Below are 15,943 nucleotides of genomic sequence, written 5' to 3' on the forward strand. Positions count from 1 at the left end.
TTATTTCTTTTTAAATTGTGGAGCAAGTGGGGTATTGTTTTCAAAGTCGTACATACTCTGAATTTTCATATTCAGTAACTCAAGCTTATAATCGATGATGGAATTGGTTAGCTCGTTCTTGGCACTTGTTAACTGGTTTTGTACTAAATTTAAATCCATACTGGTTAAATCACCGTTTTTATATTTTTCAAGGTTGATTTCGTATGTCAGCTCTGCATTAGCGAGGTTTTTGCGTGCGATATCAATCTGACGCAAATTATTTTCTAAACTCCTAAATACCTGGCGTATGTTAAGTTTAATATCAATTTCTTCGTCTCTCAAATCATTTTGATTTATTTCGAGCGATGCCCGGGCAGCCTTCATTCGGGCTTTTTTCTCTCCCCAATCCCATAATGGTATGGTTAACCCAATGGAAACATTTTGACTGTTGGTGGGATCATTAAAAACGTTTTGCAATTCCTCATTTTCTCCAAACAGGCCTAATTTCAAGGTTAAGTCCCCTTTAAATTCGTTCAGTGCATTTGTGCGAATCAAGTCAAACTGGCCGTTTTCTATGGCTATTTGTCTTTGCCTTAATTCCATCCTGTTGTTCAATCCTTGTTCTATTGCTTTATTTAGGTCAACATCTACCGGTAAAATTGAGACGTCAGCCAATAGCATGATCTCTTCTTCCAGCGGGATACCCAACAATTGTTTAAAGTTATCCTTGTTGTTTTCAAAGTTTACCTCATAATTTTTCATGGTAGATTCACTGGTCATTAAATCCAACTCCGCCTGGTATAACTCTTCTTTTGCCGTTAATCCGCCGTCCACTTTATTTTTTATGATCTCGTAACTTTCTTTACGGTTTTCGTATTCTTCACGTGAAGTGTTCAAGGACATTTGCGCTACATAAACCGTATAAAAAGATTGAGTTACCAAGTTTTCTACCGTTAATTCTTCCAAGGCAAAACTCAACGCTGTATTCTCGTAGCTCAATTCCAGTTCCTGCAGCTCAACTTTCGTTCTGTTGTAGGTAAACAAGGGTTGTTCCAGGGTTAAATCTACACTGTTACTAAATCCCTTTAAGCCACCACCGGAAGCCGCTCCACTTGTACTTGAGTTATCAAAATATTGTAATGTATTGTTTAACGAAAGAACGCCATCTGTCCAGAGTATAGGTTGTGAAATATTAAAATTTCCCAAACTACTATAACTTTCTATAGTATACCATTCCGACAGCTGGTTACTGAAGCGTCGTTCATGGGAATAATCCAACGGATTTATATTTAAACTAAAGTTGGATTTTAACGCTGCTCTTTGCGCTTTCAGGTTTTCTTCGCTCCGGGTTAGGGACAACCTTGATGATTGAATACGCGGACTCGTTATCATGGCTTGTTCTATCGCTTGTTGCAAAGAAAGTATTCGTTGGGAGAATACACCGGAGGCACAGAGTAACCCCAGCATCACAAGCGTAATTTTAATTTTATTGAAACTCATATATTTATGGTTATTTTTCAAATAATACAATCTAATTTATTTCTCTTACAGCTTCACCCATTTAACGGCATCGGCAATCACCACCCTTTTGGTTGTTTTGTCAGAGAGCTCTACAACGGCGTCCCCTTCCGAAAAATAATATTCTCCAAGAAAGGCCCAATCGGCGTCGTCCTGGTCAACAGGCACTTCTACCATGTCTTGGCCATCATCATGATATACGGTAAATGTATAAACTGCATCCTTCGGGTCTCGTCCGCGAAAGTTGCCCAGTCGTTGGGATGGGATCATCGCGTACAGGTTATATCTTCCTGTCTCTCCTAGTTTGGCTTTGAATTGGGCCACGGCGTTACCATCCCCAGCCTTTTTATAGGACACTGATTTAGTATATTCTCCAAAGGCCAAAGAATTTAACACGGGGGTCCATCTGGCCGGCGGTCGGAAAAAAGATAATGTTTTATATTCCGATCCGTTCTCCTCATTTTCTTCGTCCTGACTGGTCAATATCATCTCCTTTAAGGTTTTTCTACCGGATGTGTTCACCACGGAGAATCCCTCATTTTCGTTGTCTACGATTATCTCGTTGGGTTGAGTTAGTTTTATCTCCTTTTTTAACGGCGTTTTACCAACAAGAGCACTAAACCCGGCAGGTGCCTCTTCAAAATCGGCCATCGGGAAACGTACATCCGAAGGAACATTTTTTGAAAGGTATGTGTGAATAGACATCATACGCGGTGCATTATCCAACACGATACCGATTTGCACATTTTGACCTTTCTCAATCAGGTAAATTTCTTCAAAACTGGATGTCATTCCTCCTCGTCCGCCGCCGGGGCCACCGCCGCCGCGGTTACCGCCGCCGCCGCGACTACCTCCACCATCTCGTCCACTTCTACCTCCAAATAAGGAAGCTTTAACAATACCGTCGGTTTCACCTTGGTTTGCAACCTCTATACTTACATAATATCTTTTCCTGTTTCCGTCCTTAAATTCATAAATCTGGCTTTCGCCAAATAAAAAGGAAGGTAACGCGATACTGGTTTCCGCATCAATCGTGTTTTTTCCATGCTTATCGCCTGTAATCAGCTCATTTAGTATTCCCTGGTCGATGACCTTCATTTTATTTGCACCCAGAAGGCTATCGATGTAGGTGCTGAAGTTATCCACCCCCACTCTCGATTGGGCTATGGCAAACTGATTGTTTCCAACCGTTACAATAATATCGGCTATGCTAATTTCCAGGTCATCCTTATCCACCAGCTCCTTTAAACTTCCTTTATTCTTATTTAAAAACAAAATGGACTTGTCGGTAGAGCTCATCCTGCCAAAACGGCCACTGGAGCTGTGCACACGATTTAGCATGTAGGACTCCAGACACATATTTAAAAAGGGCAAGTCGTTCTCGTTTAATGCATATACATAGTTATAATACAGCGGAAAAACAGAATAGGCACTCCAACTATCCAGGGTTCGACCCACATTATTTTCGTTCCTGAAAAACCTTCGGCTCTGAACAGGCTGAGCAAAAGTATTACCAATCAGGTTCATGAAAACATTGGTCTCCAATTCCTTATCCAATAATTCAAGATTATCTCTTTTTGCTCTTCGCTCCTCGTTCTGGAACCTGCTGGCCAGGTTAAAATCATTAATTCCTGCTCCTACCTCGGGCACAAAAATCATTTCGGGATGGGTATTGTCGTTACTGATGGACCAACCTCTAAAATGTGCATAAAAATGCAATGGTACCTCTACAACTGACAATCTGTTATAAGGGTACCTTACGCCAAGTTTTCTTTCGTAGTCTTCTTTAATTTCGGTAATTAAGAATGGTAAAGTATCGCTTAGATTTTCGAAATACTTCTCAAAGAAAAAACCATCTTCACGAACCGAGACAGCGTAATTAACACTATCTACATCAATGGATTTAGTTATGTAATGCCCCGCAGCCAAACTAATTTTAGTATACGGCTTATCCCCTTTAAAATAAGTCCATCCGTCATTGTTTGTTTTGATTCCTTGCGAAATAAAATTTAGCCCGTTGGATGACTTCACCTTCATGTTATAAGTGAAGAATTTTTGTATTCTTAGCGCATTGCGTTCTGCCACAACCGGGTACCAATAACTCTCTTTAGTAAGTAATACATAATTGGAAGTAGAAAAACAGCTTTTTTTATCGGCTACCAATGGATCATAGCGATGCAAAGCATCTCGTTCCTCCCGGCTAATATCGAAATAGGCCAGTTTATCGTTAGGTGTTCCTTTAAATGATATACGAACAGGAAGCGATTCGGCAGATTTTAAATTATTGTTGATGTACAAAAGGTTTAATTCCTGAGTAAAACTCACCCGGCTCCCATTTAACAGAATCTCTTTCACCTTAAGTCCATTGTTGAAAAAGAATATTAACTGAGCGGGGAAATTTTCATTTTTTGAGGAAACCACATTGAAGCTAACACTACCAGTTAGATGATTCCCTTTATGCTCCATCACAATATCGTAGTCGGATATCTCATACCCTGCATTTATAGGGAGTTCTTTTTCGAGTTGGGCTTGACGTTGTATTTGTTTTTCATTATTAATTTTACCCCATAAGTAATAACTTATTCCGGAAAGAGCCATAAACATAATCAGCACAGCGGGAAGCACCATGACCTTACTGCCCAATTTTGTTTGTGATAACCGAGGTAATTTATATATGGTCAATAAAATAAAAGCGATACCAATTAAGAAATATCCGCCTCTAATTAAAAGTAATTGGGTTACATTGGTAAAACCTACATACGATGAATATGCCAGGGGGGTATTAAAAGTGATAAAATCCCATACGCCAAAATGTTTTCCTTTTAAATAAAAAATTGTGGTGGCGATATATCCCAGCACCAATATAAATGTAACGGACTGGTTCCTGACCAATTGCATTATAAAAAACGACAGTCCCAGAATAAATACCAAGGTTGGAAATGAAATGATCAGGGGATACAACACATAGGTTAGCAAACTAAAACCGGCATCGGGGCTTATGAAATTCATAACGAAGGTGATGGCCAATGCGACCAGATTAAGTCCGCCGAATACGGTCAGGATACCCAAAGTTTTACCTATAACATACTGAAAATTGGACATATTACGCACATAGATAACCTCTGTGGTATCCAGCTTTTTATCCCTACTTAAAAAATCGGCGGAAAGAAATACGGCAATAATAGCTTGTACGATATTTAATACCCACAGATTCATATAGGGCAAACCACCTACCATCATCCTATCGGGCCAATTAGCCCTACCTATTTCTGTAGCAGCACCAATATTAAAGACTAATAATACGCCAATAGCAATAAGCGAGAATATTCTGAAAAACCAGCTGCGCAATAATGTTTTAACTTCGAATCGGGCTACTGTAAATAAAGGGTTATACATTGATAATTACTTTTCCTCGGTTTATGATATTAGATTTTAATTTTAGGTCGGATTAAACTTATCTTTTTAAATATGTAAGATACTCTCCGGACTTGTCTCATATTCCATAAAATAAACATAAGCATGTTCCAGGTTCGGTTCAATGGACAGCCCGTTAAACCCGTTCGAATTTGGAGCAATTAATTCCACCTCATACCCGTTGGCATCGGGAATAGTTGTGATTACCGGATATTTTTGTTTAAATTCTTCCATGAGGTCAAACCCCACATGTGTTCGCCAAACCTTTCCTCTCGACATTTCCAAAAACTCATTTGGGCTACCCGTAAAACCAATTTTCCCTTCGTTGAGCAATGCCATCTGAGTACAAGTACTGGAAATATCTCCAACAATATGAGTAGATAAGACTATAATAACATCTTTCTGGCTTAAGTCGGCCAGTATATTCCTAAAACGGATGCGTTCTTCCGGGTCGAGTCCGGTGGTTGGTTCATCCACAATAACAATCTTGGGATCTCCGACAATGGCTTGTGCGATACCCAATCGCCGTTTCATACCCCCGGAAAGTTTATTGGCAAATCGGTTTCTGACCTCAAACAAACCTACCTGTTCCAGTAATTTCTCTACTTCGTCCCTTCTTTCTTTTCTGTTGTTGATACCTGCCAGGGAAGCGGCATAGTCTAAAAACTCGTAGGTTTTTAACTTGGCAAAAAAACGGAAATCCTGAGGTAAGTAGCCAATCATAGCCCGCACCTCTTTCCTGTATTTACTCAATGGTTTACCATTTACCATGATCTCGCCACTGGATGGCTTGAGTAAAGTAACCAGTATTTTCATTAAGGTAGACTTACCTGCTCCGTTAGGGCCCAACAAACCAAACATTCCCGAATCAATGTTTAGGTTAACATCAGTTAGTGCCTGATAATTATTTTTGTATACCTTGTTCAGGTTTTGAATAGAAATATCCAATGTGAAGAAGTTTAAGAATTAGAAGATTGCCACCAAATATATATAAAATGAAAGGATATAGTAGCACTTTGGTTTTAAATTACTTTTATGAATATGTCAATTTGCCACACATTCACTAAATCGCTGCCGGAGTGCATCTGAAACAGAGCACTCCGGCAGGAATAAAACCAAACCACTGTTATTCTTGAATGTCGATTTCTACATCAAATTCGGCATCTGCACCGCCCAATCTCTGACCTGGACGGCCTTGCCCTTTCATTCTCTTTTGAAAATCACCATGACGCCCCTGACGTCCTTGACGCATTGCTTTACCAGGTCCGCCTCTGCGCCCTTTTGCGGCATGTGCGTCAAAAATAACCTTTTGCTCATCGGTTAACAAACTGCGTACTTTTTGTTTATTGGCAAAAAGTTTTTTGGCCACTTCTGTTTTGAGCTTACCTATCTCATCCAACAGCCTGTTGACCGCTTTGGTATCTACGTTATCGCCCGTTGAAGCAGCTTTTAGCTCAGCCATTTTAATACCTATCTCATTTTTTACAGGCGTCATATCCTTCATAAAGCTAATTTTTAAAGCTTTTATTTCTTCCTTTTGGGCATCGGTTAAATTCAATCCGTTTTTAGGGCCAAATTCACCATGTCCTGCTTTACCTCTGCGACCATCCTGATCACCGTAACCCCATGCGCTGCCAATTATTAATACGCCCATTAATGCAAACGCTGTCATCAACTTTACTCTTTTATTCGTTTTCATTGCTTTAAAATTTAAAATTTTTTTTTTTGTTTTTCGTAGTCTAATCTGGTTATCAGGCTTAAACATTACTTTTCCATTTTCATAAATGTTCCATTATGAATTAAACGAATACTTATGCCATTGGATTAAATCAGAAACCAAACTAAGTTCCTACAAGACTATTACCTGATATTTCACTATTATTCCCGACGCTCAGAGCTCTCACTACGTTTATTTTTGCCACGGGATTTTCCCGGTTCTTTAAATACATGCGAATGTTCCATGATTCTTATTATGAGCTTATCAAATATTTGTTTTTGCTCATCGTTACATATGCTGCGCATATTAACAAAGTGTTGCATGGTAAGCTGTTCCATCTCCAATTTATAAGATGCCATTTCCTTAAACAGAATTTCTCTCGATGCTGTATCGCCTGATTCGCTAATGGTATTGACCAAACGCTTACGTATCGCGTTCATACTATCTTTAACTAGTTCCACATCCTTAAAATATGACTTTTTTAATTGTTCGAAGTCCTTTTGTTGCGCTGGAGTGAGTTTCAATCTTTCAGCAAAAAAACTCATTCCTCCATCGCCACTTCTGCGGCTGCGTCCTTTTTCGATTTGCTCCTTATTATTTAGGTCGCGATGCCTTGGCGATTCCCACCAAATCCTCCACGAAAAAATATTGAGAACAACCAGGACAGCAATGATTATAATGTAATGTTTCTTCTCCATCTAAAGTAATTAATTGTCAGTTATGATATCATCGGTTAAAATGAAATCACTGTTCCAGGCAACATAATCGTTAACAGCTAACTCCATATTGTTATTGTTCGAAGTTTCTGCAATTGAAGATCGATTGTACATGTAATAATTAACCATGTTTACAATAACCAATAAAACTAAAACCGGCCGTAATACCAACGATAACCTTGAAAACCAGACTTGTTTATCTTCCAACTGCTCAACTTTACCTATCACATTGGTGGTAAAAAAAGGAGACGTATTTACGTTTTCCCTTTTTACTCCGCTTTGCAATATTCGGTCAATCTCATGATCTATTTTTTTATCCAGCTTCTTCATGTTCTTGCTCCTTTCTTTGTTAGACGACAACTTAGTTTTATCCCCTCACTTTTTTACAAATATTCTTTAATTTGTTTTTCGAGTACCGATTTCAGTTTTTTGCGACCTCGCATAACCAATGATTCCACACTCTTTACCGAAGTATTCATTATTTCGCTCACGGTTTGTTGATCCATTCCTTCAATCTGGGTCAATACGAAAGCTTCTTTTTGTCTGGCGGGCAACTTTGCAAGTCCGCTATACAACAATTCCTTTCTTTGATTTTGAATCATATCTTCGTCCGGATGCTCCATATCTCCTGCAGACCAATCATTATTTTTAAAATCCTCGATATATGATGTTAATCCTGCTCCCCTCTTTATTCTTTTTTGTTTACGAATATGATCCAGCGATTTATTGGAGGCAATCCGAAACACCCATGTTGATAAAGAAGAATCGCCTTTGAATTTTTTCAGCGATTTAAATACCTCCACAAATACTTCTTGTGATATGTCTTCGGCATCCGTTAAATTATTGGCATAGGAATAGCAGATATTAATAACCCGATCTTTAAATACGTTCACCAACGCTTCAAAGCTCCGGATATCACCCGCTAATATTTGACTTACAAGCTCTTGTTCTTGTTGCACCATATGGTTCCAATGCTATTTAGGAGTTTAGACGACTTATCTGAAAATACCCCTCACCAAAATTAAAATAAAATCGACCATAAACTATAATTTGAAAAAGCCAACTTTCAGCTTTTTTTCTATCTTTATTAAATCAATGGATCTTTAATTTTTTTTAACATAAGGCTTTGGACTGATTATATGTTACTTAATACCGATACAATGTCAAAATCGTCCATCTTATTGCAATCATCTTGTTTTAACATTAACAACTATTGATACCTAAAACAACAACATATTTTATAGTTAAGTCACATGAAATTGTCCCTGTCAATCATTGCATTACTCCTGTTATTTGTGGAGGCACGAGGAAAAGAAATCAAGGAAATTCTTTTACTCCAATCCTATCACACAGGTTATCAATGGACGGATGACATAACAAGAGGAGTAATGGACGGTATTGGGCCTAAGGATGAAACCCGTGTTTTTGTAGAATACATGGATTATAAACGTTTCCAGAACAAAGCTACCTTTTATGAACTTGAAAACCTGTATAAGTTTAAGTATTCGGAATTAGATATAGATGGTATAATATGTGCCGATAATTACGCATTTGAGTTTTTTCTGGAAAAGGGAGATAGTATCTGGAATAAAAACATCCCTGTAACTGTTTGTGGAGTAAATAATATCGAATTATTCGAATACGATGCCGAAAGAATTAAAGGCGTCAAGGAAGATATAGACGTTCGAAATACCTTAAACACTATTTTTCTTCTTCAACCCAATATTGATTCACTTATAATAATTTCCGACCAAACCCTCTCCGGTAAAATATTTCTGAACCAGTTTTTAGACAGGCTGAAGAGGTATAACCAAAGAATCCCTTATCAGATTTTAGATGGAAGTAGTTACGAAGAGATTAGAGACACTCTTAAAAAAATCGTTCCGGACCATAAGGCCATCATACTTTTAAGTTTATATTCCAACAAATATCAAGTTCCCGTTGAGATGAAAGATGTTGGAAAAGAATTATTGGAGGATATCAATATACCTATATACAGCTTTTGGAATTTTCTTCTGGGAGATTTTATCGTTGGAGGAAGCCTGATCTCTGGATATGATCAAGGTTATGAAGTCGCCAGTATATTAAAAGAGAAAATAGAAAACCCGGACAAGCATTTTGAAGATCTGATAAACACAAAACACAATCTGACGTTTGATTTTAACCTGATAAAAAAATACCATCTTAAATACACCAATTTACCGTCTCGGGCTATTTTCCTGAATAAGCATATCCCATTTTACGTAAGGTTTAAAAAGCAGTTGTTATATTTTCTAAGCACCTTGATCGTCTTGATTGGTATCATTTTTTTGCTGATGACCAATATCATCAGAAGAAAAAATGTAGAATTAAAATTAATGGAGAGTGAAGAAAGGTTAGAACTGGCTTTAAATGGTGCCAATGAAGGACTCTGGGATATTCAACTGAGATCAAAAAACATTGTATATAACAATAATTTTGCTACCCTTTTAGGTTATCCTTCCGCCTGCGAATTAAAAATTGGTATTACCAACTGGCGCCAACTATTTCGACCGGATGATATACCGCAAATAAAGGAGGCCTTATTGCTTCATCTACATGGTGCCATACCTATTTTCAAGCTGGAAATACAGATGTATACCCAAAGCGGGACATTAAGGTATTTCTCTATCAATGGCAAGATTACCGAGCGCGACCTAAATGATAAGCCTGTGCGAATCACGGGAATCATCATGGACATATCGGCCCAAAAAGAATTTGAAACCCGGCTAAAAATAGCAAAAGACAAAGCAGAAGAAAGTGACCGCTTAAAATCTTCGTTCCTGGCCAATATGAGCCACGAGATACGTACACCGATGAATGCCATACTCGGCTTCTCTGATATTTTGATGTGTCAGGATTTGAATGCCGAAGAAAAAACAAGTTACCTTGCCCAAATAAAAAACAGTGGCGAAAACCTATTGCATATTATCAACGACATTGTTGATATTTCTAAGATTGAATCGGGGCAGTTGATGATCCGAAAAGAGAAATTCGATCTCAACCATTTGTTAAATAACATACAGTTTGCAGGTAACGCCTTAATCAAAGCCAGAAACAAACCTATATCGTTGATCATTGACAAAAATATCAAAGAAACACCCCACTATATATACTCTGATCCTTATAGGCTAGAGCAGATAATTTTAAATCTTGTTTCTAACGCGGTAAAATTCACGCACGATGGAGGAATAGTGCTGAAATATGTAAATGGGGAAAACAACATGCTCACCATTAGCGTGTCTGATACCGGAGAAGGAATTACGCCTGAAGATCAGTTAATAATCTTTGAACGCTTCAGACAAGCGGAAAAATCTTCAAAGAAACTCCTTTCGGGAACCGGCCTGGGATTATCCATTACAAAAAGTTTGGTTCACCTTTTGGGCGGAGAAATTTCTGTAGAATCAAAACCCAACCACGGATCTGTCTTTACCTTTACCATTCCTTCAGCGTAGACTCTATATCTTAACCATGGTTGCGCCAAAGCCATATTGTTCAAAGGAGGCGTCTTGATAGCTATGCCATGAATATTTCTTATTTAGGCTTTTGATGATTTCGGACTTAAGAACCCCATTGCCCTTGCCATGAATAAATACTATTTTTCGATTTGACCGATTTTTATTCTCATTCATAATTTCGTGGAACTTACCCAACTGATACTCCAGTATTTCCTTGTTTGACATACCTCTGGTATCATCTAACAGTTCGTGTATGTGTAAATCGATCTCCAGAATTTCATTGTCGTCCCTTCGCACCGCTTTCCTAACCCTTGGTTTCTGTTCCTTTTGGGCCACCGCTTTTTTTATTTCCTGGGTCGATAATTCTTCCAGTTTTCTTTCGAAGGTATCTTTCAGCAGATATATTAAAAAGGCTTTATCCTCTAAATAGGCATTATTAGAATAACTATTTTCTTTTAAAAGTTTGGAACCGGAAAATTTAAACCTCTTCTCCAACGGTTTAATGGGCGTATATTCTTTACTTTTCCTGAATAAAACCAACTGGCATTCATACTCCACGCCATCTACAAAATTAATGGCCAGATTATCGAGTGCTAACTTGGTATTAGGCTCTATGGTGCCATGATACGCATTAATGATGTTAGCATTGTTGCAACGCCCTATACTATAAAAGGCAAAAAAGTTAGAGTCGTTTATTAAGTAAAGTCTGATATTACCGGGTAAATCCTTATCGCTGGTGCAAGCCAGCAAAAGCTTCGGTTCACCCTCCTCGTCGCTCTCCTCAAACTCATAACCATCCGGCTCCATTTCGCCAACGGCATTGCCCGGGGTATTCACCTTGCTATGCTTTTCCACTATAACGACTTCGGTTCTTAACGCCGGGACTTCAAATCCGTCGTCATCCAGCACGTATACCATTTCGTCCCCCTCCGTCCGACTTACAACTCCTCCACCAACTTCATTCAAAAACCTTACCTTATCTCCAACCGAAATTTTCATGTGTTTATTTTTAGTTCGATGAATCTATCGCGAATAAATGCATCATACTTTAATACATCCGTTGCTTATTCGATTCACATGATCATGTACTTAAATCCCTACAGTAAAAATACGTTATTAACGCATTAACATTGCCTTGTTTAATTACGCAAAATACGATAATTTGTTACCTATTGTATCACCTATTTTCATAATCACAAAGGCAGCAAATATAAGTTTATTATCACAAACTCAACCAAGAATAAACGCTCCTTAAGAAACATCAATCTTAATTAGAATCATTCTAAGCCAACACTACATAACCACAGGCAAACATAGCATCCTTAGCTAACACTCCTTTTCCGATAAATTAACGTTGCTTTATACAATTTGCTTGGTTACCTAACGGCTAAATGATTATTTTTGCATGCGAAATTAATTACAGAACGATGAATATACAGGAGATAAGAATTGAAGATTACACGTATGATTTGCCGGATGACAGAATTGCAAAATACCCGTTGGAAAACCGATCGGATTCCAAACTTCTTGTCTTTAACAAAACAATAACCGAACATAAATTTAACAACATACCTTCTTTACTACCTCAAAATAGTCTACTGTTGTTCAACAACACCAAAGTAATCCAGGCAAGGTTAAAATTTCAAAAAGAAACCGGAGCCATCATCGAAGTTTTTTGTCTGGAACCCGTTGAACCGTCTGATATAGCCATGATTTTTCAGGTAAAAGGAAGGGCAACATGGAAATGTATCGTTGGCAATTCAAAGAAATGGAAAGAAGGAAGCCTTTCAAAAACCATAGTCATAAATGGCCAAGTGGTGCACTTAACCATAACGCGAAAAGAAGTTTTAGAAGATGCCCAGCACATAGAGTTTAGTTGGGATCAGGAAGATATCAGTTTTGGTGATTTGTTGGACGCCATTGGAAATACTCCGATCCCACCATACTTGAATCGCAAATCTGAAGAAATAGATACTTTGCGTTATCAAACCGTATATTCGAATCATAAAGGATCGGTTGCTGCACCAACGGCAGGACTTCATTTTACAGATGAAATACTGAACAAAATAAAAGAGAACAATATTAAAACGGCGCCGGTTACACTTCATGTTGGTGCCGGAACATTCAAACCTGTCAAGTCTGCATCTATCGGTGACCACGAAATGCATATAGAACACTTTTTTGTGGATATGGCAACGCTGGATCTCATTTTAAAGTACGAAGGGAATATAACAAGTACGGGAACCACTACCGTTCGCACGCTGGAAAGTCTGTATTGGATTGGTGTAAAATTATTACAGAACACAAACGAACTATTTATAAACCAATGGGATGCATACAGCCTGCCTCAGCATTACTCGCTACAGGAGGCCATAGGCAGGCTCAAACAATATTTAATGGATGAGAATAGAACCATCCTTGAAAGTTATACGGGTATTTTAATCGCCCCGGGTTACGATTTTAAAGTCGTGGACAGGTTAATTACCAACTTCCACCAGCCGAATAGTACATTACTTTTACTTGTTTCCGCTTTTACAAAAGGCGATAATTGGAAAAAAATATATGAATATGCGCTCAACCACAATTTTAGATTTTTAAGTTATGGGGATAGTTCATTATTGTTTAGGGGCTGATGGGCATATAAAGGATCCGCATTACAACACATCATTCATATTTTTCTTGACATATCAATCGAAGTTAACGGTAAAACAAGTCGTTTTATAACAAAATAACTAACGGTAGTTTTACGATGAGTTCAATAAGTGACCTTGCACATTAAACCAAAAGTCAAGTTATTTCTTATCTTTAGTGATATTCGAATAATATATTTGGTTTATGGGAAACTCTTCAACAAAACGGGGCATATTTGACAAAATGCTTAATTGGACCGAAAAGGCCGGCAATGCACTGCCCCATCCGGCAACTCTTTTTGCCTTATTTGCCTTATCAGCCTTAATCCTTTCCGCCATCGGGAGCTTTTTACAATGGGAAGTCATTCATCCCGGAACCCAGGAAACCATTACACCGGTTAATCTTCTTTCGAAGGATGGCCTACACCGCATTATTCTGGATATGGTTGACAATTATACCGGTTTTGCGCCTTTGGGAATTGTGCTTGTGGCGATGTTGGGCATTGGCATTGCGGAACAAAGCGGACTCATCAGCGCCATCATCCGGTTATTGGTGTTAAATTCCAGGCAACATCTACTCACTTTTATTCTTGTTTTTACGGGCATCCTCTCCAACCTCGCCTCCGATGTTGGCTATGTATTGTTGATTCCTTTGGCGGGAGTCATTTTTATGGCCGTTGGCCGGCATCCAATTGCCGGTATGGCAGCTGCTTTTGCCGGGGTTTCGGGTGGTTTTAGCGCCAACCTGGTACTGGGCACCGTTGATCCCTTGTTGGCCGGTCTTTCGCAGGAAGCAGCCCACATCCTGGATGCTAATTATCAGGTAAACCCAACAGCCAATTATTATTTTATGGTTGCCTCCACTTTTGTGATCGCTTTTGCCGGAACAATTGTTACCGAAAAAATAGTGGAACCCAGGTTGGGCAGTTATACTAAAAACGAGGATGACCTGAAAGAAAAATTTGATCACCTTTCGAAATTGGAAAAGAAAGGATTAATGTACGCCGGGATATTGTTTCTGACGATTCTAATGGTCACCCTTGTGGGAATCATACCGCAAAACGGATTTTTCAGGGGAACAGAGGGAGGCCTCCTTAACTCTCCTTTGATTAAAGGTGTTGTGTCTATGTTATTTATAGTGGCAGGATTAATGGGTTTGATATACGGTTTTACCACCAAAGCTTTCCGCAATGATGCGGACGTCATGAACGGGATGGGCAAATCAATGAAAACGCTGGCCTCGTATCTGGTTCTGGTCTTTTTTGCCGCTCAATTTGTCGCTTATTTCAAATGGAGCAACCTGGGCATTATCCTTGCTGTTAAAGGGGCCGGTCTTCTGATGTCGTCCGATATTGGTCTTATACCCTTGATGATACTGTTTATTCTGCTTTCCGCAGCCATTAATATGCTGATGGGTAGTGCCTCTGCCAAATGGGCCATCCTTGCCCCTATCTTTATACCCATGTTTATGATTATGGGCTACTCACCTGAACTCTCTCAGGTAGTTTATCGAATTGGTGATAGCGTAACCAACGTAATTTCCCCCATGATGAGTTTTTATGCCCTTATTATTGCTTTTGTTCAGAAATATGACCCCAAAGCCGGCATAGGAACCATTATTGCTACCATGCTTCCTTATACCATGATTTTTTTGGTGGTGTGGATTTTGCTTTTGGTTGTCTGGCTATTAACAGGATTACCTCTTGGACCTGGTGCGGAGATATATTATAATCTGCCATAAGTATTTTGTGCCGGATTCTTACTAACCGTTTGATTATTAAAACGTACGTATATAAAACCTAAAAATATGAAGACTATACTATTTGTTCTTTTTATACTATTCATGCATCATGTGTCCGCGGCTGCACAAAAAACAAACCCATGTTACGATGCCGAACTGGCCAAAAAATTTGGTGCTGACGATTACGGCATGAAAAGATATATACTGGTGATGCTAAAAACAGGCGGCCATAAAACTACGGATAAGGCTTTCATAGACAGCTGTTTTACAGGTCATCTGCAAAACATAAAGCGGCTTGTTAAAGAAGGAAAAATGATAGTGGCAGGCCCTTTGTCAAAAAACGATAAGTCCTACAGAGGCATATTTATTTTAGATGTTCCTACCACAGAGGAAGCTGAAATCTTGCTCAAAACAGATCCTGCCATTAAAGAAGAACTTCTGGACGCAGAATTATATGGCTGGTACGGTTCTGCGGCCTTACCGGATTACCTGGAAGCTTCAGACAAAGTTTGGAAAGTAGGTTTCTGATACAGCGAAGGCATTCCCGGTAGCTTCAAATCCTATTTCTATTTGTTTAGCAGTAACTCCCAAAGTTAAAAGCATACCCCTATCCCTCCGCCTGAGATGGTGTTCCCCCCAAGTCTCAGGACCTGGGGAAGAATGTATTCCCGTGAAATAGTATTTCAACCCGCAATATGCATTAGAAAATCTATTACACATTGAAATTGTTTCAAAACAAGGCACTCCGCTGC

At 38.8% G+C, this 15,943-nt stretch carries 12 protein-coding genes; 4 read left to right on the forward strand and 8 right to left on the reverse strand.

Features of this window, described 5'->3' with window-relative positions:
• The 7 genes from ACT29I_RS20175 to ACT29I_RS20205 form a co-directional block, all read right to left on the reverse strand.
• Entirely contained in the window at positions 1-1,479 is a 1,479-nt protein-coding gene (locus tag ACT29I_RS20175) for a TolC family protein (RefSeq protein WP_430933945.1), read from the reverse strand.
• A 45-nt stretch (positions 1,480-1,524) separates the two neighbouring features.
• On the reverse strand, positions 1,525-4,893 hold the full coding sequence (locus ACT29I_RS20180; protein WP_430933946.1) for a golvesin C-terminal-like domain-containing protein: 3,369 nt from the start codon (positions 4,891-4,893) through the stop codon (positions 1,525-1,527).
• A 66-nt stretch (positions 4,894-4,959) separates the two neighbouring features.
• Complete coding sequence (locus ACT29I_RS20185; RefSeq protein WP_430933947.1) at positions 4,960-5,859, reverse strand: ABC transporter ATP-binding protein; 900 nt, start codon at positions 5,857-5,859, stop codon at positions 4,960-4,962.
• Between the two features lie 178 nt (positions 5,860-6,037).
• Positions 6,038-6,610 (reverse strand): Spy/CpxP family protein refolding chaperone, encoded by a 573-nt coding sequence (locus tag ACT29I_RS20190; protein WP_444794257.1) that lies wholly within the window; start codon positions 6,608-6,610, stop codon positions 6,038-6,040.
• A gap of 179 nt (positions 6,611-6,789) precedes the next feature.
• The gene (locus ACT29I_RS20195; protein WP_430933949.1) at positions 6,790-7,326 is read right to left on the reverse strand and encodes a Spy/CpxP family protein refolding chaperone; all 537 of its coding nucleotides are present in this window, start codon (positions 7,324-7,326) and stop codon (positions 6,790-6,792) included.
• A 9-nt stretch (positions 7,327-7,335) separates the two neighbouring features.
• The gene (locus ACT29I_RS20200; protein WP_430933950.1) at positions 7,336-7,674 is read right to left on the reverse strand and encodes a hypothetical protein; all 339 of its coding nucleotides are present in this window, start codon (positions 7,672-7,674) and stop codon (positions 7,336-7,338) included.
• Between the two features lie 53 nt (positions 7,675-7,727).
• Positions 7,728-8,306 (reverse strand): RNA polymerase sigma factor, encoded by a 579-nt coding sequence (locus ACT29I_RS20205; RefSeq protein ID WP_430933951.1) that lies wholly within the window; start codon positions 8,304-8,306, stop codon positions 7,728-7,730.
• Positions 8,307-8,597: 291 nt separating this feature from the next.
• On the opposite strand from ACT29I_RS20205, the gene ACT29I_RS20210 reads away from it, so the two are divergent.
• A complete protein-coding gene (locus tag ACT29I_RS20210; RefSeq protein WP_444794258.1) occupies positions 8,598-10,817 on the forward strand; it encodes a sensor histidine kinase in 2,220 nt (739 codons plus the stop codon).
• Between the two features lie 3 nt (positions 10,818-10,820).
• Here the strand turns inward: ACT29I_RS20210 and ACT29I_RS20215 are convergent, their stop codons facing one another.
• On the reverse strand, positions 10,821-11,819 hold the full coding sequence (locus tag ACT29I_RS20215; protein ID WP_430933953.1) for a Smr/MutS family protein: 999 nt from the start codon (positions 11,817-11,819) through the stop codon (positions 10,821-10,823).
• A gap of 428 nt (positions 11,820-12,247) precedes the next feature.
• On the opposite strand from ACT29I_RS20215, the gene ACT29I_RS20220 reads away from it, so the two are divergent.
• From ACT29I_RS20220 to ACT29I_RS20230, 3 genes are all read left to right on the forward strand, one after another.
• Positions 12,248-13,453, forward strand: a complete 1,206-nt coding sequence (locus tag ACT29I_RS20220) for an S-adenosylmethionine:tRNA ribosyltransferase-isomerase (RefSeq protein ID WP_430933954.1) — start codon at positions 12,248-12,250, stop codon at positions 13,451-13,453.
• A gap of 202 nt (positions 13,454-13,655) precedes the next feature.
• A complete protein-coding gene (locus ACT29I_RS20225; RefSeq protein ID WP_430933955.1) occupies positions 13,656-15,191 on the forward strand; it encodes an AbgT family transporter in 1,536 nt (511 codons plus the stop codon).
• A 66-nt stretch (positions 15,192-15,257) separates the two neighbouring features.
• The gene (locus tag ACT29I_RS20230; protein ID WP_444794259.1) at positions 15,258-15,719 is read left to right on the forward strand and encodes a YciI family protein; all 462 of its coding nucleotides are present in this window, start codon (positions 15,258-15,260) and stop codon (positions 15,717-15,719) included.
• Positions 15,720-15,943: the final 224 nt, after the last annotated feature.

This window comes from Saccharicrinis sp. GN24d3 (assembly GCF_052400645.1).
Taxonomy (GTDB): domain Bacteria; phylum Bacteroidota; class Bacteroidia; order Bacteroidales; family Marinilabiliaceae; genus Saccharicrinis.

Bases quoted from the DNA above. Each gene is read 5' to 3' on its own strand.
- ACT29I_RS20175 (WP_430933945.1), bottom strand. From the start codon at position 1,479: ATGAGTTTCAATAAAATTAAAATTACGCTTGTGATGCTGGGGTTACTC.
- ACT29I_RS20210 (WP_444794258.1), top strand. From the start codon at position 8,598: ATGAAATTGTCCCTGTCAATCATTGCATTACTCCTGTTATTTGTGGAG.
- ACT29I_RS20220 (WP_430933954.1), top strand. From the start codon at position 12,248: ATGAATATACAGGAGATAAGAATTGAAGATTACACGTATGATTTGCCG.
- ACT29I_RS20195 (WP_430933949.1), bottom strand. From the start codon at position 7,326: ATGGAGAAGAAACATTACATTATAATCATTGCTGTCCTGGTTGTTCTC.
- ACT29I_RS20225 (WP_430933955.1), top strand. From the start codon at position 13,656: ATGGGAAACTCTTCAACAAAACGGGGCATATTTGACAAAATGCTTAAT.
- ACT29I_RS20200 (WP_430933950.1), bottom strand. From the start codon at position 7,674: ATGAAGAAGCTGGATAAAAAAATAGATCATGAGATTGACCGAATATTG.
- ACT29I_RS20215 (WP_430933953.1), bottom strand. From the start codon at position 11,819: ATGAAAATTTCGGTTGGAGATAAGGTAAGGTTTTTGAATGAAGTTGGT.
- ACT29I_RS20190 (WP_444794257.1), bottom strand. From the start codon at position 6,610: ATGAAAACGAATAAAAGAGTAAAGTTGATGACAGCGTTTGCATTAATG.
- ACT29I_RS20180 (WP_430933946.1), bottom strand. From the start codon at position 4,893: ATGTATAACCCTTTATTTACAGTAGCCCGATTCGAAGTTAAAACATTA.
- ACT29I_RS20205 (WP_430933951.1), bottom strand. From the start codon at position 8,306: ATGGTGCAACAAGAACAAGAGCTTGTAAGTCAAATATTAGCGGGTGAT.
- ACT29I_RS20230 (WP_444794259.1), top strand. From the start codon at position 15,258: ATGAAGACTATACTATTTGTTCTTTTTATACTATTCATGCATCATGTG.